Raw genomic sequence first — 24,177 nt, 5'->3', positions numbered from 1 at the left:
GCATCCATCTCTTCGATCCTCGGTAACACAGTGCGATACGCCTCCGCAGAGGCGGGTGCCGGATGCGATTGCTTCGATCCTGTCCTGACGCCATACTGTGTGTATGCGTGCCGGGTACTGTCTTCGCATCCTTCTGGGTTTTGCAACTCTTGGGGCGGCCGTCCCGCAGCTTCCTGCCGTTCAAACCGCCGCTGCGAGCCCATCGCCGCAGGCTACCTCCACGGGCTCTGTCACCGGCACCGTTCTGGCGCAGGATACTCAGAAGCCGATCCGCTTCGCGCAGGTGCAGCTGCAGAGCGTTGCCTCTGTCAGCGGAGCGTCCAGTGGCAACAGCTTCGGAGGATTCCGTGGCGGCGGCTCACGCACGGACGTCGATGGCACCTTTACCGCTAGTAACATCGCTCCTGGCGACTACTATGTCACTGCCTCCGCCGTCGGCTTTATCCCTGAACGGCTGCTGCTGGAGGCTGCGGTCAGCGGCGGTTCCGATCCTGCGCAACTGCTCGCCAGTCTTCCCATCGTCCACGTGGACGCGAACGAAACCAGCTCTGTAACTGTGACTCTGCAGCGCGGTGGCGCGCTCTCCGGCCGGGTTACCTGGGAGGACGGCAGCGCTGCCGCCGGGCTTCCTGTCAACGCCACGCTCGCCACGCAGACCACGACCCAACTACCAGCGCCGCTCTCCGGCCTTTCATTCGGTGGCTACAACCAGTTCTCCATGACCGACGATCGCGGCATGTTCCGCATCTCCGGTCTGCCTACCGGCGACTATCTGCTCACCACAACCATCCAGAGCAGGCCACAGTTCGGCGGCGGACGCGGCGGCTTTGTTATCTCCGCGCTTCGCTCCTACGCGCCGGGAGTCTTCCGTAAGAGTGCTGCCAAGTCTTACTCCGTTCAGGTGGGTGAGGAGCGCACGGATGTGCTGCTCAACCTCGACCTCCGTTCTCTGCGCACGGTCAGCGGACACGCCACCAGCTCGAACCCGGACCTGAGCGTCGCCTCTGGCAGGGTCACGATCACGGACACTAGCGACTCCTCGCTCGTCTTGCGTGGCTCCATTGACTCCGACGGCGAGTTCGCGGTGCGCTACGTTCCACCTGGCAACTATGTCCTGGCCATCAGCGGGGCCAGCACACAGGCCTTTCAGGGATATCGCCGCGGTGGCTCGGACAACACTCCGTCAGCTCCGGCTGTTAGCTTCCAGCCGTTCTCGCAGGCCATCGTCGTCACCGATACGGACATCAGCGGGTTTGCGGCGACTCTGACACCTGTCCAGAGCAAGTGAGGTTTTTGGGGATATCCGATACCCCCCTCCCCCTCCCCTATGTAGCAGTGGTATCCAGCAGAATCAGCGACTTACGGGGTGATCCCGGGGGTAAGTGGCTGACTCTGTATATGGTTACGGGTATGATATGGGAAACAAAGGGGATAGAGGATAGTGAATTGTGCCTGTGAGAACGTCCCTGCCAAGGGTCGGGATTGCGCTTTCAGTTGCCAGGTTGCCAGTGAGCCAGTTACCAGTTTGTTTCCTACTTCTATTTTAGAGGTTTGAGGGTGGGGAATGTGTTTCTGGATATGGTTTAGAATGTGCGTGTTGCGGGTGGAGAGGGTTGACAGGCTGGAGACTGATTAGTCCGCAGGATGCAGGATCGGGGCGATCATCCTTACGACCGTGCCGGCGATCTCGTCGGAAGCTGGCCGCTCGGGTGTACGCACCCACTCCTTCGCGGCTCCCAGAATTGCCCAGCTGATGGTTGCCGCGCGCAGGTCGGGCGAGATGTCGCTGCCGTCGTCGTGCCGCCTCAAACCGTCCAGCAGCATCTTTCGGACGACTGCCACCATTGCCGTCTCCAGGTGGGGTTCCATCTGCCGCTGCCTTTGGCAGGCTGAGCCCTGTGTCAGTGCCAGAAAGTCGCATACCCCCAGCACGATACTGCGTAGCGCACCGGCACAGGTTCCGTCGAAGGTCACGCCGCGCTCGACGAGCAGGGCGTTGAAGTCGCCCGCTACCTTGCACTCCAGCAGGGCGAACTTGTCCGGATAGTGGGCATAAAAGGTGGCCCGGTTTACGCCTGCTTCGTCTGTGATGTCCTGCACGGATATCCTGTCGAACTCTTTTTGTTTCAACAGGCTATCCAGCGCCTGCTGCAACAGGTCGCGGGTCCGCCGGATACGCGGGTCCTGGCTCGTCTCGGACTCCCTAATAAGAGCCGGAGCCTCCACGATTCCTTCCAGATCGAACTGTGCGCTGTCCGCCACGATTTCCAGTCTACCTCCTGACATCAGTTGTTGCTTATCCAACATTTGTCGTGTATTCATGAATCGACACTTGTTGTTTAGACATCAGTTGTCGTGAAGGAGATTCAATACCATGTCGACACTTCTACATCTCGATTCCAGCCCTACCGGCGACCACTCTGTCAGCCGCGCCCTCACCGCCGAGTTCGTCAAGCACTGGCAGGCTGCCAACCCCGGCAGCACTGTCATCACTCGCGACCTCACAACCACCCCCCTGGCGCCGGTGGACGGCCAGTGGATCGGTGCCGCCTACACGCCTGCCGACTCCCGCACTGCCGAGCAGAAGGCTGCACTTGCTCTCTCCGACACCCTGACGGGTGAGCTGTTTGCCGCCGATGAGTTCGTCTTCGGCATTCCGATGTACAACTTCGGCGTTCCCGGCGCTTTCAAGCTGTGGATCGACCAGATCGCGCGTGTCGGTGTCACGTTCGCGTATGTCGATGGCAAGCCGCAGGGGCTGCTCAATGGCAAGAAGGCGCACTTCTTCATCGCCACCGGCGGCGATTACAGCGCGGCGTCGCCCTTTGCCGCGTACAACTTCGTAGAGCCTTACCTGCGCGCGACATTCGGGTTCCTCGGTGTCGTCGACACCACCTTCCAGAGTGCCTATGGCGCTGCCGCGTTGAACTATGGCGCTGACCGGGCAGAATTTCTGGCTCCGCAGCTCAAGGCTATCCATGCCGCCTTCGCCAACGCATAAGCGTTCGGTATAGCTTCACCGCAGCGTTTTGTACCCACTTCATTCTTCTTTGAAAGGAACAACACTATGAGGATCGCCGCACTGATCGCACGGTATCTGCTGGGCCTCATCTTTCTTATCTTTGGCGCCAACGGATTTCTCCACTTCATCCCGATGCCCCCACCTCCGGGTGTGGCCGGGCAGTATATGGGTGCGCTCTTTGTCTCCCACATCCTGATCGTGGTCTTTCTACTGGAGCTGGTTCCGGCGGTGCTGCTGCTTGTGGGTCGTTACGTGCCCCTGGCGCTGGTGCTGCTTGGCCCGGTCATCGTCAATATCTTCCTCTTCCACGCGTTCCTGGCACCGAGTGGTCTGCCGCTGGCGCTCATCGTTGTCGTGTTGTGGCTGCTCGTGTTCGCGGGGCACCGCTCCGCATTCAACGGCATCTTCGAGGCGAAGGCGTAAGCTCTCCGCCCTTGAGGGAGAGACGGGCCGCAGGCGCTACTGCGGCCCGTTTTCTTTGCGTAACCGGCAAGTGATAGCCTCAGTTTTATGGCAGCAAACAGACAGTTGGAGGACCTCTGCGCGCTTTATGCAGAGAGAAGCGAGCCGGAACTTCTGGCTCTGTACGAACAGCACGAGGACCTGACCGACCTCGCGCAGCAGGCGTTGCAACAGGTGATGCATGAGCGCGGCATCGCGGCGCCGCAGCCTGCGGCCGCGCAACCTGAGCTTCCTGCTGAAGACCCGACCGGCTCCGCCGCACTTGCCGCGGACGAGATCTGCATCTTCACCTTCTCCGATGCCTTTCAGCTTGGCGAAGCTCTGCGCATCCTTCAGCGGCAGGAGGTCCTCTGCCGCACGATCAACTGGGACGAGGTCTCCCCGCGCGATGACGGCGGCCCCATGCGGCTGGGCCTGATCGTCAAACGGGCGGACGCCGCAAAGGCTAAACAGGCCTTGCAGCAGGCGATGAACCTCTATCCTGCAGCGAAGGGGGCGGAGCCGTTTGAGGCCCTTGCGGACTTTGCGCAGGTTGGTATCTTTCTACGTGACGACGCTCTGCTTGTGGCCCATGCGCTCGGTGCGGCGGGCGTCTCCTATGTATGGAATGACAGCCGCGACGACGACACGATGGGTGAAGATGAAGTGATCCTGGAGGTGAGGCCGCAGCTTCTCGACGAGGCCCACCAGATTGCCCAGCAGGCGCTCACCGACTAGAGCATTTTTCTTCTTAGGTGTAAGCCCGCATCTATCTGTCGCGCCTTCAGCGCTCAGGCCTGCGATTGGCCGATTGCCTAGGCCTTCGGCCTAGGCTGATATCTGTCGCGCCTTTGGCGCTGAAGGCAACGACTATACCTTTGAGAGAAATGCTCTAATCGCTATAGGAGTGCCTACAGGGTACGAAGCGTTCTGTGCCAGGCCGTGCCCAGCACAATGGCCGCGCCGGTCAAGGCAATCAGCAGGCCCCACCACAAACCGGCCGCGCCCATGTGCATTTTGAAGCCCAACAGGTAACCCAGCGGCATCCCGATGACCCAGTAGCAGACGAGCTGTGTCAATAGGCCTGTGGTGGTGTTGCCCGCTCCGCGCAGCGCGCCGGTGGCGTTGATCTGGATGCCGTCGAAGAATTGAAAGCCCGATGCGATCACGAGCAGGGGCACGGCTGCCGCAATCACGCCCTTGTCCGGCGTGAAGATGCGCGCGATGTGCTCCGGCATGGTGAGCATCACCAGCGAGGCCGCGAGCATGAACGCCGCGCCTGCTCCGATGCCGCTCCATCCTGCGGCCGCTGCGTTCGCGACGGTGGCTGCGCCAGTGCGCATGCGTCCAATGGCGTGCCCCACGCGAACCGAGGTTGCGGACGAGATCGCGAACGGCACCATGAACGTGGTGCTCGCGCACTGCAGTGCGACCTCGTGGCCTGCGAGCGCGTGGCTGCCGAAGCTCGCGATGAGTGAGGTGACCAGCGCAAAGATGCCGATCTCGACGAAGATCGACGCGCCGGCGGGTGCGCCCAGCAGGAACAGCCGGCGCAGATGCTGCAGCTCGATGGTGCGCGAGACGCCGCGCAGGCCGTACTGGTGTTTGCGGTCGAGCCACCACATGGCTACGGCTAGCACGACCATGAGGTAGAAGCGCGCGAAGCTCGTGGACCATGAGGAGCCCACCACGCCGAAGGCCGGGACCGCGAAGACGTGGCCGAGCAGCGTCCAGCGATGGCCGAAGATCAGCAGCCAGTCGCCGGCGGCGTTCACGAGGTTCGCGGAGATCAGCGCAATCGCGATCGGACGGCCGTGGTTGGTCGCCTGCAGATAGCGGCGCAGCGTGAAGTACAGCAGCAGCGGCAGCGTGCCGTAGTTCAGCCCCTGCATCGCGGGGATGGCGACGTTCAGAATCTGTTTGTCTACCGGCATCAGGCGCATGAGGCCGGGGCCGAACCCGAAGAGTGCTAGCAGAACGGCGCTGAGAGCTACAGCCATCACCAGACCGTGCAGCAGCCAGCGGTTGGCCTGCGTCTGCTCGCGCGCGCCAAGTGCCTGCGAGATCAATGTATCCAGCCCCAGCAGCACGCCGCCTACCCCGAAACACAGCGTATTGAAGAGCACCTGCGCCAGCGCGGCAGAGGCCATCGCGAGGGCTGAGTTGGGTAGCCGCCCCAGCATAATGGTGTCCACCAGCGACATCGACACCCAGCCCAGTTCGCCCGCAATCAGCGGTACGGCCAATTGGATCAGCGCGGGCAACTCGCTGCGTACATCCTTGGTCTTGAAAAGCATGGTTCAGGGTATCGCATCTGCGATGAAGGCTCTATGAGTGTCCGGCTGCCTGCTGTGGTCCTTGTTGCGTGTGCCAAAACCCGCGATTTCCTTGACATCCCCCCGCTGTTCCGCGATGCTTAATGCTCAGGTGTGATTGCGCTGCCACCCGCTGTCGTGTGTCTGAAGGTGCGTGTCTTCAGCGTGCGGTCGCCTGGCGGCGCTTGCCCGGCTCAATCGGCAACCGAAATCCCCTAACAACTTCAAGGAAGGCTCCATCCGTGCGGGCATGTTGCCCTGCGCTGCGATGGCAGCGAGCAGGCCGCAGGTTTCACCATGAGTTTGAGTATTCTAGGGTTCGCTCTCTTCGCAATGCCGGGCTTTCTCGGCCAGTTGGGCGGCCTGCCGTTCCTGCTGCTGATGTTCGTCGTCATGTACTTTCTGCTGATTGCTCCGAACCAGAAGAAGCAGAAGACTTGGCAGGCGATGCTCGCCTCGCTGAAGGCTGGTGACCGCGTCACCACCAACGGTGGCATCCGCGGCACCATTGTTTCGGTCAAGGACGATGTGCTGGTCATCAAGACCGCGCCGGACGGCATCAAGCTTGAGTTCGCCAAGAGCGCTGTCGCCGCCGTCACCACGGACGATGCGGCCCCCAAAGCGTAAAAATTTTCAGTAAAAGTCTCTCGTTATTTAAAGCTCATAGCTTCTAAGGATCTTCAAGATGGGTAGCAACAAACTGGCCGGACGAATCGGCTTTATCGTGGCAGTCCTCGTGATCTTCGTCTACGGAATCTTCGGGATTCCGCACGGTGGTTTCAAGCAGTCCCTCACTGACCGTATCCACCTCGGTCTCGATCTGCGGGGCGGCATCCACCTGGTGTTGCAGGTACACGTGGCTGAGGCCATCAACACGGCGACCGACCGCGACGTGCAGAGCCTGAACACCGCGCTCGCCACCGCAGGCGCCACGGCCACCAAGCTCGATCCGCTGCATCCTGAGGTCATCACCGTCACGGGCGTCAGTGCCACGCAGCAGTCCGGCGTGCATGACATCCTCAACGGCAGTGCGTACTCCGGTTATGACGTCTCCTCCGCCACGGGCGGCTACACCCTGACGATGAAGCAGGCCGCTATCCGCGACCTCGAATCCCGTACGCTCGAGCAGTCCATCGAGACGATCCGCGAGCGCGTGGACAAGCTCGGTGTCTCGGAGCCTGTCATCGAGCAGTACGGCCTGGGCGACAACCAGATCCTTGTCGAGATCCCCGGCGTGAGCAATGCCGACCGCGTCGAGAGCATCATCCAGTCCACGGCGAAGCTTGAGATTCACGCTGTCGTCAATAGCTACTCGGATATGCAGTCGGCGATGACGGCGCTCAATGGCGTTGTGCCGCCCGACCAAGTGCTGATGAAGGGCTCGAACGGGGCCGGTGGCGCCGATGAGGTCTATCTGCTCAAGCGCCTCGCCATCGTGGAAGGCACGGACTTCCGCGACGCACAGCCTTCGACCGACGAGAACGGCCGTCCCGACATTACCTTCAACCTGACCACCGAGGCCGGCGACCGCTTCTACAAGTACACCGACGACAACAAGGGCAGCATGATGGCCATTGTTCTCGACAACCAGGTGCGCGAGGCGGCGACGATCCAGTCCGCTATCCGCGACCAGGGCCGCATCACCGGCGGCTTCTCGCAGGACCAGGCGCAGGACCTGAGCCTGATGCTGCGCACCGGCTCGCTGCCTGCGTCGATCTCGTATCTTGAGACGCGCACGGTTGGGCCGTCGCTCGGCGCTGAGAGCATCCATCAGGGTGTTGTCGCCGCCATCGCCGGCATGCTGGCCGTGATGGTCTTCATGCTCATCTACTACCGCGGCGCAGGCATCAACGCGGACATCGCGCTGTTCCTCAACCTGGTTATCCTGCTCGGCTTCATGGGGTTCAGCTCGGCGGTGCTTACGCTGCCGGGCATCGCGGGCGTCATCCTTACCATCGGTATGGGCGTCGACTCCAATGTGCTGATCTTCGAGCGTATTCGCGAAGAGCTGCACCTCGGCAAGACCGCGGCGGCGGCCATCCAGGACGGCTTCGGCCATGCCTGGATCACCATCCTGGACACCCACGTCACGACGGTTGTTTCGGCGGGCATCCTCTTCATCTTCGGAACCGGCCCGGTCCAGGGCTTCGCGGTCACGCTCGTCTTCGGTCTGCTCGCCAACATCTTTACCGCGGTCTTCGTCTCGCGCACCATCTTCGACTACCTGCTGAGCAAGAAGGCACGCGGCGCAGCGCTTTCGATCTAAGAACAGCCATTAGCCATTAGCCATTAGCCATTAGCCATTAGCCTTTAGCTCTTAGCTAACGGCCAAGGCAAAACAAATCAATATCGTCTCCAGCTAGAAGCTAAGAGCTAGCAGCTAAGGAAAGCAACGTGGAACTGTTTCGCAGCGCAAATATCGACTGGCTAGGGAAGAAATGGATCTTCCTCGGCTTCTCACTGATCTTCTCCGTCTCGGGCGTGCTCAGCATGCTCTTCTGGCACCATGTTCCGCTCGGGGTCGATTTCAAGGGCGGTACGCAGATCACCGTGCACTTTGACACCGTACCGAACGAGGACCACATCCGTGCCTCGCTCGATAAGGCCGGCGTCCACGGCGCGACTGTGCAGCAGGTCTCCGGTCCCGCCGGGGCTGTTGCCGATGACGTGATCGTCAAGCTGCCGCTGTCCTCGGCCAGCGACACCGCGCATGATCAGGGCCGCTCCGAGGTGGAGCAGGCGCTTCAGGCCGGCTATCACGACTCCGGCTTCACGGTGCAGCAGGTCGATATCGTCGGCCCCACTGCCGGCAGGCAGCTCACCAAGCAGGCCGGGTTCGCGGTGCTCTACTCGCTCATCGGCATGCTCGTCTATCTATGGTTCCGGTTTGAGCTGATCTATGGCGTCGCCGCCGTGGTGGCCGTCTTCCACGACACGCTCATCACCATCGGCTTCTTCTCGCTGACCAACCAGGAGATCACCCTCACCGTCATCGCGGCCATCCTTACGCTGGTCGGCTACTCGATGAACGACACCATCGTCGTCTTCGATCGTATCCGCGAGAACCTGGCGCTCAACCGCCGTGAGAAGCTCTCCGATGTCGTCAACCGTTCGATCAACCAGACGCTGAGCCGGACGGTCATCGCCTCGGGCCTTACGTTCCTCACGGTGCTCTGCCTGTATGTCTTCGGTGGGGAGGTGCTGCATGGCTTCTCCTTCGCGCTCGTTGTGGGCATCCTCATCGGCACCTACTCGTCGATCGCCGTCGCTGCGCCGATGCTGGTGGCCTATCAGGATTGGCGCACCAAGCGTGGCAAGCAGGCGTCGCTGCCTGCGGCGCGTGGTCGTCGCTAATAGCGGTACGCTGATCGTTTCACCCTGCGGCATTCGAGTTCTCTCGGATGCCGCAGATGCATTTAACGTCCTGCATTTAAACGCATGCGCCGGATAACGCATTCGCATAGCGCCTCATCGAATCCAGTTGCGAGGCGTCCACTTCGCACCGTAAGTGGTGCAGTATCGGCTGCAGAATGGTCGTCTCGGGACGTGCTTCCGGTTCAACGCTTGACGAAAGGCGCATTCCTTCATGTAGGATGACCCACAAGCCGCAACTTCCAGGGACACCGAGCACTCCTGCCTGCTTCTCCTTTCAGACTCAGGACACAGCCGGTCTCCTCCCGAATCCAGATCGTCTGTTTGCAACAGTCTTTTGGCCCCGGGAACAATTGGGAACCCTGTGGTGTCTAATGCCGGTAGCTATCCCTCGCGGGAACGAGGTTGCATATGTTTGAAGATTCAATGCTCGAGTCCGGTGGCAGGATCAAGACCAAGTCCAAGTACTGGATGATTGCGACGTTTAGTTTCAACGCCGCAATTCTGGCCACGATGATCTTGATTCCGTTGCTGTATCCAGAGGCCCTTCCAAAGAACTCTTTGATGGCCTCCATCAGCGCGCCACCACCGCCGCCACCGCCGCCACCGCCGCCACCGCCGCCGACCCCGGTCAAGGTGATCCCCCACGTTTCGGAGATTGACCAGGGCCTGCATGCCCCGACCAAGATCCCCAAGGACATCAAGATGATTAAGGAGGATGCCGCTCCGCCTCCGCCCAGCTCCGGTGTTGCCGGTATGGGCATGGGAACGGGCACTGGCGCTCCTGGTGGTGTCTTCGGCGGCATGGGTCTCGGCACGGCCGCTCCAGTCGTCGTCAAGGCCAAGCCTGCCGGTCCAGCCCGCATCTCGGGTGGTGTTATTGCCGGTAACATCCTGGTGAAGACCACCCCGATCTATCCGCCTATCGCCAAGGCCGCGCACGTGGGCGGTACCGTGGTGCTGCACGCCATTATTGCCAAGGACGGCAGCATCCAGCGTCTCGAGGCGATCAGTGGTCCCGACATGCTCAAGGGCGCCGCTCTTGATGCTGTCCGCCAGTGGCGCTACAAGCCGTATCTTCTCAATGGCGACCCCACTGAGGTTGACACAACCATCACCGTCAACTTCAACCTGAACGGCGGTTGATGCTTCTCTGCTATCCTCCACGGGTGCGGCCATCGCCGCACCCCGTCGAGTCTAGCCTTTGCCCATATCAAGCTTGTCTGGCTTCCTACTACCCCGGACTAGACACTGCGGGGCCGCTCACTCAGGGCTCTTCCCTTCAACGTCGCACTTGCAGCACTCGATTTACTTTGCACCCACGCAGGTCTAATCCAGGAGGAAAGAATTCCGTGATTCTCGCTCACATCGCAACTTCGTCCACCCACGCTCTCGCCATGCTGCTTCAGGCCGCCCCTGGTGGTGATGCACCCGCCGTCGGCTTCAGCCCTGTTCAGCTCTGGGGCAACATGGGTAACCTTGCCCGCGCCGTCGTCATCATCCTCTTCATCATGTCGATCTGGTCGCTGGCCGTCATCATTGACCGCGCGCTCTACTTCTCGGCTGCCCGCAAGCAGTCGCGTGAGTTCGCTCCCAAGGTTGCCGGCGCGCTGAAGGAAGGCCGTCTGGACGAGGCGATCAAGGTTGCCGACCGCTCCAAGAAGTCGCACCTCGCTGAGGTTGTCACCGCCGGTCTCACCGAGTTCCGTTCCTTCGGTTCTGGCGGCGCGATCACCACGGAGCAGATCGAGAGCTCGCAGCGCGCCCTTGAGCGCACCGAGTCCATCGTTCACGCGAAGCTGAAGAAGGGCCTCGGCGGTCTGGCCACCATCGGTTCCACCGCTCCGTTCATCGGCCTGTTCGGCACCGTCGTCGGCATTCTGAACGCCTTCCAGCAGATCGCTACGCAGAAGACCTCCGGTATCGGCGCAGTCGCCGGCGGTATCTCTGAGGCCCTCGTGACGACCGCTTTCGGTCTGCTCGTCGCCATCCCCGCCGTTATGACGTTCAACTACTTCACCAACAAGGTGGAAGCGTTCGACGTTGAAATGGACAACAGCTCCTCCGAGCTGGTGGACTACTTCATCAAGCAGTCGCACCGCTAAGAGCCACGACCCTGCGAGAGTCACTTCGGAAACACCGGGCGTCCCCAACGGACGTCCGGTACTCCGCCTCCACATAGGGTCGAAGTCCAACGCCAAAAGCTAAGAGCTAGCAGCTAAAAGCTAGCCATTCGGAGCCAACTGCTATGGGAATCAACAAGCGGGAAGAAGGCAAGAAGGTAAACTCGAACATCAACGTCACTCCCATGGTGGATGTGATGCTGGTGCTCCTGATCATCTTCATGGTCATCACCCCCATGCTCAACAACAAGGTCAACGTCGACCTGCCCAAAGTGAACGCGTCCACCGTCATGGAAAACGCCAACAAGGAAGACGCGATTACCGTCGCTGTCACCCGCGATGGCAAGACCTTCCTCGGCGGCGACCAGGTATCGCTCGGCGACCTCGGCTCAAAGGTCAACGACCTTGAATCCAAGAAGACCGATCCGTCGGCGGATAAGTCCGTCTACCTGCGTGCCGACTCGCGTGCCAACTACGGCAAAGTCATGGACACCATCGACGCCATCCGCACCGCCGGCGTCAGCCAGCTCAACCTGCTTACAGACATGAACCAGACGAGCTCGCAGTAGGTTCATCGTCTCATTGCAGTGACCAACGATATTCGGGCCCTCTTCTTTTTGAGGGCTGGCTCCACAAAGGGCCGAAGGGAGTAACAGTTATGGGAATGGGTGGAGGAGGCGGTACCAATTCAGTCTCGTCGGACATCAACGTCACTCCGTTGATCGACGTGTTGCTGGTGCTTCTCATCATCTTCATGGTCATCGTGCCCACGACCCCTAAGGGTCTTGAGGCGCTGGTGCCCCAGCCGCCGAAGAACAAGTCGCAGGACCAGCCCAACGACCGTACCATCGTCGTCCAGGTGCTTGCCGGCGGCGCTCTTCCGGTCTACAAGATCAACGACCAGACCTTTGCCAAGGCCGATATCGAACCGGAGCTCACAAAGATCTTCGAGACCCGGCAGGAGAAGGTCATGTTCGTCCAGGGTGACAAGGACCTCGACTTCGGCACCGTCGCCGAGGTCATCGGTTTCGGCCATCAGGCGGACGTCACCAACATCGGCATCATGACTCCGCAGATCCTCGCCGGCCACTAAACCAAGGCGAACCGATCTACAGTCAGCACTCTGCAAGCGCCCCGCAGGCTCGCCGCAACCGGCGAACCTGTGGGGCGTTTGTATGCTCAAATCGACGCATCGACGCAACAATCCTTCCCTGAGCCCCCATGCGCATCGCGTCTTTTCTCCCCTCGGCCACGGAGGCCTTGTTTGCCATTGGCGCCGGCGATCAAGTCTGCGCCGTTACCTTCGAGTGCGACTACCCGCCTGAGGCCCGCAGCAAGCCGCAGGTGGTGTTCTCGCACCTGCCGCCGGGGCTTGCACCTGCGGAGATCGACGCTATCGTCTCTGCGGAAGGGGTACAGGGGAGCAGCCTCTACTTCGTGGAGTACGACCGGCTGGAGTCGCTCGCGCCAACGCTGGTGGTGCTGCAAGACCTCTGCCGTGTCTGTGCCATCGACAGTCCCACGCTGGCCCGCGATATGAGTCGGCTCAGTTCGGCCCCGCAGGTCATATCGCTCGCCGCGCATTCGATCCCGGACATCCTCCGGGAGATAGAGCTCCTTGGCGAGGCCACAGGCCACGCTCAGCAGGCCCACGCGCTCACACAGGGGCTCCGCCAGCGCGTCGACAGGGTCCGCGAGGCCCGCAGCGCCATCCAGCGGCGCAAGCGCGTCCTGTGCCTGGAGTGGCTCGATCCGCCGTTTCTCGGCGGCCATTGGGTGCCGGAGATGGCCCTTATCGCTGGTGGCGATCCTGTTCTCTCCAGTCCGACCATCAAGAGTGTCCGGACGACCTGGCAGCAGATCGCCGCGACGCAGCCCGAGATCATCGTGCTTATGCCCTGTGGCTTCAACCTGGCGCAGACGATCGACCAGTTCCGCGCCCTGACGCTGCCACCTGAATGGGAGACGCTTCCGGCGGTCCGCGAGGGTGAAGTTTATGCGGTGAACGGCTCGGCGTACTTCTCGCGCCACGGCCCGCGCTTTATCGACGGGCTGGAGATCCTCGATGCAATCCTTAATCCCAGCGGAGAGCCTGATAGCCGGGACCGCTTTGCGCATCTTCCGGCTGAAAGTGTGCAGCGGCTTTAGGAGCAAAACGTGTTGCACCCCCTCCCCCTCCCCCCTGTACTTTTTGATCGAAAATCTTGAGGGGATTGGGCTTGACCTGTGACTTGTGGAAGTCATATTCCACTTTGTTTTGGGGCTTGACTCTCGGTGCTTCCAGGCTCGCGCCTTCGGCTCTTGCTGCGGCAAGGGCGTTCACGCAGAGGGCGCAATGTAAAAGCCCGCAGAGGACGCAGAGGAAAACAAGCAACGGCAGGGGATTCTGGAATTGTTTGGGCTCAAGTCCCTTTGCCGTGGTGTCTAAGCCTTCAGAGCCGCCGTGGTCTCGCGCAGGGCAAATCCACGGCTGCTCCGTTACGAACACTGCTGCGGACCAGCACCGAGCGCTCGCTTGCCACTTCCATTCGAGGTGCCCTCATGGCATTCAGCGCAAGCGCATCGGCCGCCCATACAGGGGCAGAGATCAACGTCACGCCGCTCATTGACGTTCTGCTCGTCCTTTTCATCCTCTTCATGGTCATCGTCCCGCAGCATCAGCGCGGACTCGACAGCGCCATTCCGCAGGGCAAGGCATCTACAGCCTCATTGCCGCTGGTCACGGTGCAGGTTATGCGCCACGGACCCCAGCTTCCGGTGCAGTATTTCGTCGATCAGCGTGTCGTCCCCATGGCGGAGCTACAGTCTCTGTTGCAGTCCATGTTCGCCGTCCGCCAGGACCACACCCTGATCGTGCAGGCAGATCGCGACCTGAGCTACCAGCAGGTGGCTACTGTGGTCAGCCTCGGCCGCCTCGCCGGAGCGCAGCAGATCGCCTTGAACGCGCTGCACAAACCTTAACGCGAAGACATCGCTCACCCACGCAAAAGGCCTCCCTGCATGGGAGGCCTTTTGCTAACTGCTGATTACGATTGACTACTGCATGGTTACGCCGCCGCCAAGCTTCTTCTCCTTGGCTGCTTCGTTGGCCTTGCGAGCGCCCTGGGCCTTCTGCACCCACTCATCGGCGGAGGCAAGGTCAGCCTTGCGGGCAGCGTCGTTGCCGCACTCCATGTCGGCCTTGCGACGATAGGTCAGGTTCAGGTACTGCATCGCGTCATCGTAGGTCGGGTCGATGTCGACCGCCTGCTGCAGGTACTTCAGCGCTTCATCCACCAGCGCGGTGTTCTCCGTGGTGATCTTCGCGCAGACGTCCTTGCTCTTCTTCACATTGCCCAAGCCGTCGTCGGTCAGGCCGGCGGCGCCCAGCAGGGTGGTTGCGTTCTTGTAGGCCTCTGTCCAGTCGATCACGCCGATGGTGTAGTTCGCCTGCGCGTCCTTGGGGTCCAGCGAGATGATCTTCATCTCGTCAGCCTTGGCCTGGTCATACTGCTTGATGTTGCGGTGAATCGAGGCCACCTGCTTCAGCGCGTTGATGTCGTTGGGGTCCTTTGCCAGCACCTCATTAAAGCCGTCCAACGCCTTCTGCGCAGTCTTCAGGTTGTCCGGTGTATCCAGGTTGGGAACCACCTGGTAGCTGTAGGCCGTGGCCAGATACAAGCGTGCCGTGTCGTAGTTGGGGTCAAGCTTGATCGAAGTCTGGAAGTAGTTCACAGCCTGCTCATACTGCCCTGCCTTGAAGGCCTGGACACCCTTGACAAGCTGATCGCGCGCGCGGAGTTTCGTGCAGCCGACCGTGCTCGCAAGCACCAGCAGTAGCACTGCGCTTGCTGGAATTCGTGCGCTTAGTTTCATGTTCGGAAAATCCTTCCCCTTCAACAGTATCGCCATCTGGGCTGGTTACCCTAGCCCTCAACCCCAAAAGATTACATGGCCTTTCGGTGTGATTGTACCGGCTGAGTGCAAATCTTTGCTAGCGACAGGCGGTAAATCGGTCTATGCAGGCAAAACCGCCACAATCCCCGAAGAGGTAACCAGAAAAAAATTAGAGCATGGCTCGTTCGACGAACCGGCCCTACGGAAAGACGCATGAACTGTCGCTCCGGGCGCATACAGGGTGCAATCGCCGTGGCGCTATCATCCAAACAGTCACGCCCTGCATTCCGGCATGCGGTGGCAACACGCACAACCCATTCCCGGGAGGGCATAGCACCATGGCAACAACCCATTGGACATCCGCACAAATCCCCACGCTCAACGGCAAAACAGTGCTTATTACCGGGGCCAACAGCGGCATCGGCTACCAGGCGGCGCTGGAGCTCGCCCGCCACGGCGCGCACGTCCTGCTCGGCTGCCGCAGCCGGCAGAAAGGTGAGCAGGCGCTGGCGCGGCTACGGTCGGAGTCTCCTGGTGCCTCGGCGGAGCTGGTGCTGCTGGACGTCTCGCTGCTTAGCGACGTCCGCCGCTTCGCCACAGAATTCTTCGCCCGTGGCGTCGCTCTCGACATCCTCATCAACAATGCCGGCGTGATGGCGCTGAACCCGCGTCAGGTCACTCCGGAAGGGTTCGAGCGCCAGTTTGCCACCAACCATCTGGGCCACTTTGCGCTGACCGGCCTGCTGCTGCCTGCGCTCGGGGCCTCACCGGCACCGCGTGTCGTCACCGTCGCGTCGATCGCGCATCAGGGCGGCAAGATCCACTTCGACGACCTTCAGCTCGCACGCGGCTATACGCCGTGGGGCGCGTACAACCAGTCCAAGCTCGCCAACATTCTGTTTGCGCGCGAGCTTGCCCGGCGCGCCGCTGGCACCAAGCTGCTCAGCTTGCCGGTGCATCCCGGCGTGTCGCAGACCAGCATCGTCGCCAACGGGCCCGGCGACAAGGACCTGAAGACTTTCGTCCTCTTCAAATTTGCAAGGTTCCTGACGCAGCCTGACGCCGCTGGCGCGCTGCCGACGCTTTACGCTGCCACCAGCCCCGAGGCGCGCTCGGGCGACTACATCGGCCCTGACGGCTTTATGGAGATGAAGGGCTATCCCACGGTCGTCAAGCCCCGCCCTCACGCTCTCGACCAGTCCACCGGCGAGCGCCTGTGGACTGTCAGCGAGCAGCTTACAGGCGTCGTTTACCCGGCCTTCCAGTAGCGCTGACAAAAGCAGATGCCCCACGCCTGACGCCGAAGTAGCGCGTCATCCGTGGGGCATTGTCCGTTAGCGTCTTAGCGCTTGCGCTTCTTCGTCGCGACCTTCTTCCGCGCGGCTGACTTGCCGATCACGGTCTTCTTTACAGGCAGCTTCTTGCTGGCCAGCCGCTTGGCCGCGGACTTCTTCGCCGCAGCCTTCGGTGGCGCGGCTGCGGCGCTTGCCAGCCTTGTGAGCTTCGCCGCGTGGTTGGCCAGCAGCTTCTCGATCGCCTTCACCAGCAGGGCTGTCTGCATCGGCTTCACGAGCATCTGGTCCGCACCGGTGTCGCCGCCCTCATCTTCGGGGTAGGCGGTCAGCAGAGCCACCGCTGGATGATACGGTGCCGTCCGCGCGGCCTGGATCACCTCGCGGCCAGCGGCATCGCTCTCCATGCGCATGTCGGTCATCACCATCTGGTACTCGTGGTGCTTGATCTTCAGGCGCGCTTCCTTCGCGCTCGCCGCGGTCTCCACCTCGAACCCGTTCAGCTCCAGCACGGCCTTCATCGTCAGCAGGATCGCTACCTCGTCGTCCACCAGCAGTACGCGGCGCTTCGCCATGGAAACCTCTCAAAACAAAACGTTATCGACCACTTACTAGAGTGGACTACCCGCGGCCTTCCCTGCAACCCCGGAGCGCACCACGTTTGCGTCGCGTGGTCCGGCAAGGTGGACTACACCCTTTCGCCGAAGCAGCGTGTCCAGGTTGTTGCCGGGACGTTTTCTCCCGGCTGGGACCTTTCGCGTTCCGAAAACATCGGGCCCGCTCCTGTATTCCATCAAGAGAATAGTTCGCCTATTGACAATCAAACTCTCAGCGACATAGTGTGTATCCCGTCTGCAAACTGTTTCCTATTGAACATGTGCTGGAGGAGCCAATGCTCGCAATCCCATCCCTGAAACCGGCCGGCCGCACCACGCGCCGGACTCTCTTGTCAGGGGCCCTGTACTCTCTTGTCTGCCTTATTGTCTGTTTCGCTGTCCCCGCCCGTGCCCAAACCGGCGGCCAGGGCGCGCTGCAGGGCACCATCACCGATCCGACCGGCGCCGTCGTTCCCAACGCCAAGGTCGTTGCCACGGCGCAGGCCTCCGGAGTGAAGACTACCGCTGTCTCCTCTTCGGGTGGTCTCTACAGCCTCACGCCGCTGGTGCCCGATCTCTACACTGTCACCGTGACGGCGCCGGGCTTCAAGGTCTTCACGCAGAAAAATATTGAGGTCAACGGCCTCAATATCACGGGCTTCAACGCCGCGCTCGCGGTCGGGTTGGACACCGAAGTTGTCACCGTCACGGATGCGCCGCCACAGCTGCAGACGACACAGTCTGGCGTCGGCGCCGTCATTACCGATGAGACCTACGAGTCCCTGCCGATCGTCATGAACGGCCAGCAGAGAGATCCCACCTCGGTGGCCACGCTCGCGCCCGGTGCGCAGGCCGGCAGCCGTGCTCCGCTCTTTTCCGGCACCGGCAACTACCTCGCTGAGGTCTACGTCAACGGCATCCCCACCACCACCGCCAACCAGCAGGGCGACAACCGCGTCGTCTCCAACGGCGTTCCTGTGGAGTCCGTCGACCAGCTTCAGGTCATCTCCTCGGCTCCCTCAGCCGAGTACCAGGGCGCTGGTGCCATCGGCTTCACTATCAAGTCCGGCGGCAACCAGTATCACGGCCAGGTCGTCGACTTCGTCCGCAATACCATCTTTGACACTTGGGGCTTCGCTGGCAATCAACAGACCAAGGATGTTCTCGTCAACGGCGTCATCACCCGCGAACCTGCAGGCAAGCCCGTTGAGCACCAGAACGAGATCTCTGCCTCCTTCGGCGGTCCCATCCCCTTCACCCACAAGAAGGGTTTCTTCTTCGTCAACTACGACAAGTTCCATGGCACCAGCGGCGTCCAGCCCGCGCCCTTCACGATTCCCACCACGCTCATGACGCAGGGCAACTTCACCCAGCTCGGCACGGGCAACTATCTTTACAACCCGCTCACCAACTCCTGTACCGGCAACACCTGCACGCGTCAGCCGTACATGGGGCTGGTCAACGGCGTTCCTACGGCCAACGTGCTGCCGTCTACTTCCATTTCGTCCATCTCCGCGTATGAGCAGAAGTTCATGCCATCGCCGAACCTCTCCGGCCTGGTGAACAACTACCTCGTCGGCGGCCTTAGCGGCTATAACAACCACGAGATCGTCGCCAACGTCGCGTACGACCTCTTCCACGGCCAGCGCATTTCATTCACCTACATCCATGGCGTCCGTCAGTCCATTGGCTACGGGGCCACTCTGCCGCTGCCGTATACCAACGGCGACAGCTCCGATCTCGCTCCCACCATGCTCATCCTCGAGCACTCCATTCCTATCACCGACCATCTCGTCAACCAGCTCAGCTACGGATTTACGCGCTTCACGCAGCCGGTGCTCGCGCCCACGGCAGGTCTTACCCAGTACAGCGCTGCCACGGCTGGAATCACCGGGCTGCCTGTCGGCCAGGCTTCCGGCAACTTCCCCGGCACCACCTTCGGCACGTCCACGCTCTTCACCACCGCGCCGTATGAGTGGACAGAGAACGGCGCTTCCGACGCCAGCCACAATGTCGTCCCCAACGCCTTTACTCTCGTCGACAACCTCAGCTGGACCAAGGGCAAGCACAACATGACCTTTGGCTTCCAGACCCAATGGCTGGAGGACAACACCTCCGCGCAGAGCACACCCTCGGGTATCTACACGCAGGCCTTTGCCGCAACCTCCACCGCGCCTTACACCGGCACCTCGCTCGACTCCACCAAGGGCGGCTACTCGTACGCCAGCTTCCTTCTCGGCGCCGTCAACTCCGGCGCTACCTCGGTGCCTCTCTTCGTAGAGACCGGGGGGCGCTTCCATCCCTGGTCGCCCTACTTCCAGGACAACTGGCAGGTACGCCCCAACCTCACCATCAACCTTGGTTTGCGCTGGGATTACCTCCCGCCCTATCACGAGGCGCAGGACCGTTGGGCTTTCTTCAATCCCAATGCCACCAACCCCCTCACCGGCTCGCCTGGCCAGCTTGAGTACGCAGGCAACCGTGGCGCCGCCATCAGCTGCCAGTGCCGCACCCCGGTCAATACCTACTGGAAGAACTGGGGCCCGCGCCTGGGTCTTGAGTGGGCCGCTGATCCCAAAACTGTCTTCCGCATAGGCTATGCTCTCGCTTACTCCCGCGCTGGCGGCGTCGGCGGCCGCGCTGGCGACTCCACCGGCACCGGTCAGGATGGCTTCGGTTCCAGCATCGTTCTTAATCCAGCCGTCAACACCGGCGCCGCTGCTGGCCCGTCCTACTACCTGAATGACAGCGCAGACTTCACCGCCGCTGGCGCAGCCAACACCAACTTCGGTGGTCCTGGCTACGTCATTCCGACCCCGGCTGGCCCCGCTGCCTCATCGCTGACGCTCGGCATCGGCAACTACCTCAACTCCGCTGGCACCTATGTCTCTGCGGGTGGCGCTCCTGCCTATGCTGACCCCTATCTCTCGGGCCGTGCACCGGAGTTCAACTTCTACAACCTGGCCATTCAGCGGGCCATCACCAATAACCTCACTGTTACCGTTGGTTACTCCGGCAGCGAGTCCCACTTCGTCGCCGGTGCAGGCGTCCCGGGCTTCTGGTCAGGCCAGGTCAATCCTGCTGTCCTCCCCGGGCTCGCCTCGGTCGTTGGTACCGATGGCAAAACCCCTGTGTTGAATCTCCCCGCGACGCCTGGCAACGTGGCTCTCGCTCAGGCTGCTTCCTCGGCTGTCGTTCTGCCTTACTCCTCGTATGTGCAGACCGCCAGCGGCGGCAATAGCACCGCCTCCATCGCTCGCATGCTGCGTCCCTACCCGCAGTACTCTGCCCCCCCCAGCCCTGAGTGGGACAACATCGCCAACATCTCCTACAACGCCTTCGAGCTCACCCTCAAGCAACGTGAATACAAGGGAGTCAGCTTCACTCTTAACTACACGTACTCTCGCAACATCGGCGACGACGGCACCACACGCAGTGCCTTCGCCGTCCCGGCTGCAGCCTCCTCCAGTGGGGTCGCTCTCCCCGGTAATAACCGTGCCGACCGCGACATCGTCGCCACGGACACACCGCAGAACCTCAATGTCTTCGGCTACGTCAAATCGCCCTTCGGCGCCAACAAGCTCTTGGGAGGCAACTGGTTTGGCCGGAACCTTCTCGGCGGTTGGCAGATCTCTCCGATCTTCAGTTACTACTCCGGCACGCCGATTCTCGTCACAGGTTCTGGCTGCAGTGGAGAACTCGGCTCGGGCGCTACCTGCATGCCCGATATTGTCCCCGGCCGTCAGAACTCCATCCGCATCCATGGCGGCTTCGGCAGCCACGGAGTTACCTACGCCAACTACGCGCAGACCCCATTGCTCGACAGCACTGCCTTCCAGACCCTCAACTACTTCCCGCTTCCTGCCGGGGACACGGCCAGCCCTATCACCAAGATAGGCGACTCCCCCCGCAGCCACCTCAACCTCTGGTCCCCCAGCCATTACGATATTGATTCTGCGATTCAACGCCAGTTCAACATCCCCAAAACGCGCATGAACTTCATCTTCCGTGCGGAGTGCTTCGACTGCAGCAACAAGGTTACCTTCACCATGGCGCAGACCCAGGCTGTGGCAGCCTACTACTCTGGGGCACAGCCTGGCACGCCCTCACCCGCCAGCGCGAACGGCTCTTTCGGCCTGCTGAGTGGCGAAAGTGGAAACCGCCGCTGGCAGTTCTCCGGCCGCGTCCAGTTCTAAACCACGTTCCTCCAACCGCAACCCCTCGCCCGAACCTGGGCGTGGGGTTGTTTTTATTGTGTTTCGCCCTGCTCGCGCCGCAGCACCTGTCGCAGGAACCCCATCCAGGTCATCGCCTCGCGATGGCTTGTGCCTAGCTGCTGCACCAGTTGCCGTACCAGCGGCTCATGCGCGTTGTGCGGATAGCGCCTCGTGTAGCCCGTCACGTGCATTGCATCGAGCAGCAGCTGCGTCAACCGCTCACGGTCTTCCACCGTGGCCGCCGCTTCATGCAGCACTGGCAGCTCGCGCATGCCGTCGAAGCCCTCGCGCGACAGCTCATACAAGCACACAGCCACCGACTGCCCCAAGTTCATCGAGAGATGCCGCTCGCCTTCCGGCTGATACATCGGCACCGTCGTCAGCACGCTGCAATGGCTTAGCTGATCATTGGTCAGTCCTGTCTTCTCGCTTCCGAAGAGCAATGCCACACGCAGCCCACCGTCCAGCGCCTCGCGCACTCGCGGAGCGGTCTCGCGTATCGGCTCTATCTTCTGCCGCATCTCGCGCGCTCCGATCGCTGTTGTTCCCACCACCAGCTGGCAGTCCGCAATCGCCTCGGCCAGTGCATCGAACCGCCGCGCCCGCTGCATTACAGAGCTCGCCCGCACGGCAGATTTCACCTCCGGCAGGCCGGCGCTCTGATCTTCCAGCTGCGCCGCCTCAAACGGCGCCGCGTACTCGTTCACCACTCGCAGGTCACTGAACCCGAAGTCGTATATCGCCCGCGCCGCCGCGCCAATGTTGCTCGGGTTCCGAGCCCCGACCAGCACCACCGTCAACTGCGCCCGCGCGTCACTCGTCAGCATCCCACCATTCTACGGTTGTTGTGCAGCGCTATCGGCGAGCTCGCCGGTCCTTCCATGCCTGTTGCCGCCTGCCGTGGTTTTAGGCCTTCGGCTGGGCAGCGTTGCGGGTACATGCGTTACGAACACAGCTCCGCAAATTGTTGTTGCTGCGCCCCCTATCTTAACCGGAAATTCTGATTAGCCCCATGTTTTCAACCGTTACCAACGTCGCTATCCGCCCCTTCGCAGTGGTCTCGGTCCTACACTGGAAGTTGCACAGTTTCTCGCACCCCCCATGGCAGATAACTTCGCACAACTTGTAAAGCAGCAGGCCGACATCGCCCGCATCGTCGGCGACTACATCAAGCTGCGTAAGTCCGGCGCGAACTGGTCTGCCCTGTGCCCGTTCCACAAGGAAAAATCCGGTTCCTTCTACCTCTATCCCGCCACGGCGAGCTACTACTGCTTCGGCTGCAAGGAGCATGGCGACGTCTTCACCTTTGTGATGAAGATGGAGTCGCTCACCTTCCCCGAGGCCGTTCGTGCCGTTGCGACGAAGATGGGCATCCCGCTGCCGCAGCGCGAGTTCAATTCGCCGGAGGAGGCGAAGTCGGCTGGCCTGCGCAAGCAGCTCATCGACGCGCACGAGGCCGCTACGCAGTACTTCCAGCAGAACCTGCGCTCGCCGGAGGCCGCCCGCGCTCGCGAGTATCTCTCCAGCCGCAGCGTCTCGCCCGAGACCATCGAGCGCTTCCGCCTCGGCTACGCGCCGGAGAGCTTCAACGACATGCGCGACCGCCTCGGTAAGTTCTTCTCCGAAGAGGTGCTGCGTGCCAGTGGTCTCTTCAGCTGGAAGGAGCAGGAGGATGGCAGCCCCGGCGCAATGTATGCGCGCTTCCGCAAACGCATCACGTTTCCGATCAACAACGAGCAGGGCAAGCCCATCGCCTTCACTGCCCGCGCACTCGACTCGGCGGATGTTGATGCGAAGGCCGGGCCCAAGTATCTCAACTCGCCGGAGACGCCGCTCTACACAAAAGGCCACGTCCTCTTCAATCTCGACAAGGCCAAGGAGGCGATGCGTCAAACGAAGTTGGTGCTACTTGTCGAAGGCCAGATGGACTGTATCTCGGCCTATATGGGCGGAATTAAGAATGTGATCGCCACTAGTGGAACGGCTTTTACTGAGGCACAGTTACGGCTTCTATCCAAATATTTACAGGAGTCTTTTGCGGTGGATGGATCCATTAGGCGGCCAACTGCGACCTTGAACTTCGACCCTGACCAAGCCGGTGCAAAGGCAACGGAGAAGACGATTGAGTTGCTCCAGCAGCATAATTACAGTGTGCGGGTGCATACGCTTGAAGGAGGCCTAGACCCGGATCGTTACATCAGAGAGCGCGGTATAGCCGACTACTTGGCGGTGATAAAGAGTTCGAGCGAATATTGGGAGTTTTCTATAAATCGAGCAAGAACGATCTTCCCGATAAATACACCTCAAGGAAAGGTACAAGCGCTCAACTATCTACTGCCCATCATCCGTAGGGAGACGAACCCTATCGTCCGTGGTGAATTTGCGGAGAACGCTGCGCAGAAAATCGGCATTGAGAGCGCGATGATGCGGCAGGAACTCAAGCAGGCCGCCCACCAGCGTCTGGAAAGCGTCCGAGCCGCGCAACCCACGGGGGTGAGTGAGGTCGAGCGCATCCTGCTCTGCGCGCTCGTTCTGCCGGAAGCTGACTCCGCGCGCGCCCTCGCCGCCGAACGCCTCGGCGAAAACCCGTCCTGGTTTGCCGAGCTTCCCTGTGCTGCTGTGATGGAGGTGCTCGTCAACGCGCCCGCGCCGGACAACCCCTTTGATGCCGCGCCCGACGAGGCCTCGCGCACGCTGCTCGCCAGCGCGCTGCACACCGGCTCCGCGGACGAGGCTCCCGAGGTCTTCCATCGCAAGGTGCAGGGAGCGCTCGAAGCCCTGCAAGAGCGCTACGTCGACCGCCGTCTGCGCGAGGTCACACAGCAGATCGCCGAGTCCGAACGCCGCGGCGATGAGGCCATGCGCCTGCGCCTGATGCAGGAGTTGATGCGTTTAAACCGCGAGCGTCAGCGCTAAAGAGAAT

At 61.4% G+C, this 24,177-nt stretch carries 21 protein-coding genes; 16 read left to right on the top strand and 5 right to left on the bottom strand.

Features of this window, described 5'->3' with window-relative positions; genetic code table 11:
• Positions 1-103: 103 nt before the first annotated feature.
• Complete coding sequence (locus GOB94_RS08525) at positions 104-1,288, top strand: carboxypeptidase-like regulatory domain-containing protein (protein ID WP_182275536.1); 1,185 nt, start codon at positions 104-106, stop codon at positions 1,286-1,288.
• A 344-nt stretch (positions 1,289-1,632) separates the two neighbouring features.
• Here GOB94_RS08525 and GOB94_RS08520 read toward each other — a convergent pair whose 3' ends face one another.
• A complete protein-coding gene (locus GOB94_RS08520; protein WP_255483753.1) occupies positions 1,633-2,322 on the bottom strand; it encodes a TetR/AcrR family transcriptional regulator in 690 nt (229 codons plus the stop codon).
• A 52-nt stretch (positions 2,323-2,374) separates the two neighbouring features.
• On the opposite strand from GOB94_RS08520, the gene GOB94_RS08515 reads away from it, so the two are divergent.
• From GOB94_RS08515 to GOB94_RS08505, 3 genes are all read left to right on the top strand, one after another.
• A complete protein-coding gene (locus GOB94_RS08515) occupies positions 2,375-3,001 on the top strand; it encodes an NAD(P)H-dependent oxidoreductase (RefSeq protein WP_182275535.1) in 627 nt (208 codons plus the stop codon).
• Positions 3,002-3,067: 66 nt separating this feature from the next.
• Positions 3,068-3,445, top strand: a complete 378-nt coding sequence (locus tag GOB94_RS08510) for a hypothetical protein (RefSeq protein WP_182275534.1) — start codon at positions 3,068-3,070, stop codon at positions 3,443-3,445.
• A gap of 87 nt (positions 3,446-3,532) precedes the next feature.
• Positions 3,533-4,201, top strand: coding sequence for a hypothetical protein (locus GOB94_RS08505; RefSeq protein ID WP_182275533.1), 669 nt, complete (start codon positions 3,533-3,535; stop codon positions 4,199-4,201).
• Between the two features lie 173 nt (positions 4,202-4,374).
• On the opposite strand, the gene GOB94_RS08500 is transcribed toward GOB94_RS08505, so the two are convergent.
• Positions 4,375-5,667 (bottom strand): MATE family efflux transporter, encoded by a 1,293-nt coding sequence (locus tag GOB94_RS08500; protein WP_255484401.1) that lies wholly within the window; start codon positions 5,665-5,667, stop codon positions 4,375-4,377.
• Positions 5,668-6,075: 408 nt separating this feature from the next.
• Here GOB94_RS08500 and yajC point away from each other — a divergent pair, with 408 nt between their 5' ends.
• The 9 genes from yajC (at position 6,076) to GOB94_RS08455 (ending at position 14,234) form a co-directional block, all read left to right on the top strand.
• The gene (gene yajC, locus GOB94_RS08495; RefSeq protein ID WP_182275531.1) at positions 6,076-6,405 is read left to right on the top strand and encodes a preprotein translocase subunit YajC; all 330 of its coding nucleotides are present in this window, start codon (positions 6,076-6,078) and stop codon (positions 6,403-6,405) included.
• Positions 6,406-6,463: 58 nt separating this feature from the next.
• Positions 6,464-8,044 (top strand): protein translocase subunit SecD, encoded by a 1,581-nt coding sequence (secD, locus tag GOB94_RS08490; RefSeq protein WP_182275530.1) that lies wholly within the window; start codon positions 6,464-6,466, stop codon positions 8,042-8,044.
• A 128-nt stretch (positions 8,045-8,172) separates the two neighbouring features.
• Positions 8,173-9,132, top strand: a complete 960-nt coding sequence (secF, locus tag GOB94_RS08485; protein WP_182275529.1) for a protein translocase subunit SecF — start codon at positions 8,173-8,175, stop codon at positions 9,130-9,132.
• 429 nt (positions 9,133-9,561) lie between these two features.
• Positions 9,562-10,296 (top strand): energy transducer TonB, encoded by a 735-nt coding sequence (locus GOB94_RS08480; protein WP_182275528.1) that lies wholly within the window; start codon positions 9,562-9,564, stop codon positions 10,294-10,296.
• Between the two features lie 206 nt (positions 10,297-10,502).
• Positions 10,503-11,255 (top strand): MotA/TolQ/ExbB proton channel family protein, encoded by a 753-nt coding sequence (locus GOB94_RS08475; RefSeq protein WP_220464893.1) that lies wholly within the window; start codon positions 10,503-10,505, stop codon positions 11,253-11,255.
• Positions 11,256-11,398: 143 nt separating this feature from the next.
• Complete coding sequence (locus GOB94_RS08470) at positions 11,399-11,842, top strand: biopolymer transporter ExbD (protein ID WP_182275527.1); 444 nt, start codon at positions 11,399-11,401, stop codon at positions 11,840-11,842.
• Positions 11,843-11,931: 89 nt separating this feature from the next.
• Positions 11,932-12,366: a biopolymer transporter ExbD gene (locus GOB94_RS08465; RefSeq protein WP_182275526.1), complete on the top strand. Its 435-nt coding sequence runs from the start codon at positions 11,932-11,934 to the stop codon at positions 12,364-12,366.
• 128 nt (positions 12,367-12,494) lie between these two features.
• A complete protein-coding gene (locus GOB94_RS08460) occupies positions 12,495-13,421 on the top strand; it encodes a cobalamin-binding protein (protein WP_182275525.1) in 927 nt (308 codons plus the stop codon).
• 393 nt (positions 13,422-13,814) lie between these two features.
• Positions 13,815-14,234: a biopolymer transporter ExbD gene (locus GOB94_RS08455; RefSeq protein WP_182275524.1), complete on the top strand. Its 420-nt coding sequence runs from the start codon at positions 13,815-13,817 to the stop codon at positions 14,232-14,234.
• Positions 14,235-14,309: 75 nt separating this feature from the next.
• Here GOB94_RS08455 and GOB94_RS08450 read toward each other — a convergent pair whose 3' ends face one another.
• Positions 14,310-15,128, bottom strand: a complete 819-nt coding sequence (locus tag GOB94_RS08450) for a tetratricopeptide repeat protein (protein WP_182275523.1) — start codon at positions 15,126-15,128, stop codon at positions 14,310-14,312.
• Positions 15,129-15,487: 359 nt separating this feature from the next.
• Between GOB94_RS08450 and GOB94_RS08445 the strand changes: the two genes are divergently transcribed.
• A complete protein-coding gene (locus tag GOB94_RS08445; RefSeq protein ID WP_182275522.1) occupies positions 15,488-16,417 on the top strand; it encodes an oxidoreductase in 930 nt (309 codons plus the stop codon).
• A 74-nt stretch (positions 16,418-16,491) separates the two neighbouring features.
• Here GOB94_RS08445 and GOB94_RS08440 read toward each other — a convergent pair whose 3' ends face one another.
• A complete protein-coding gene (locus GOB94_RS08440; protein WP_182275521.1) occupies positions 16,492-17,016 on the bottom strand; it encodes a response regulator in 525 nt (174 codons plus the stop codon).
• 371 nt (positions 17,017-17,387) lie between these two features.
• Between GOB94_RS08440 and GOB94_RS08435 the strand changes: the two genes are divergently transcribed.
• Positions 17,388-21,233: a TonB-dependent receptor gene (locus tag GOB94_RS08435; RefSeq protein ID WP_255483752.1), complete on the top strand. Its 3,846-nt coding sequence runs from the start codon at positions 17,388-17,390 to the stop codon at positions 21,231-21,233.
• Positions 21,234-21,286: 53 nt separating this feature from the next.
• Here the strand turns inward: GOB94_RS08435 and GOB94_RS08430 are convergent, their stop codons facing one another.
• Positions 21,287-22,081: an RNA methyltransferase gene (locus GOB94_RS08430; protein WP_182275519.1), complete on the bottom strand. Its 795-nt coding sequence runs from the start codon at positions 22,079-22,081 to the stop codon at positions 21,287-21,289.
• Between the two features lie 274 nt (positions 22,082-22,355).
• On the opposite strand from GOB94_RS08430, the gene dnaG reads away from it, so the two are divergent.
• Complete coding sequence (gene dnaG / locus GOB94_RS08425) at positions 22,356-24,170, top strand: DNA primase (protein ID WP_182275518.1); 1,815 nt, start codon at positions 22,356-22,358, stop codon at positions 24,168-24,170.
• Positions 24,171-24,177: the final 7 nt, after the last annotated feature.

Origin of the sequence: Granulicella sp. 5B5, assembly GCF_014083945.1 — a bacterium.
In the GTDB taxonomy this organism is placed as follows: domain Bacteria; phylum Acidobacteriota; class Terriglobia; order Terriglobales; family Acidobacteriaceae; genus Granulicella.
Note: the sequence above shows the minus strand (reverse complement) of the source record. Positions and strands in the feature narration are given on the sequence as shown.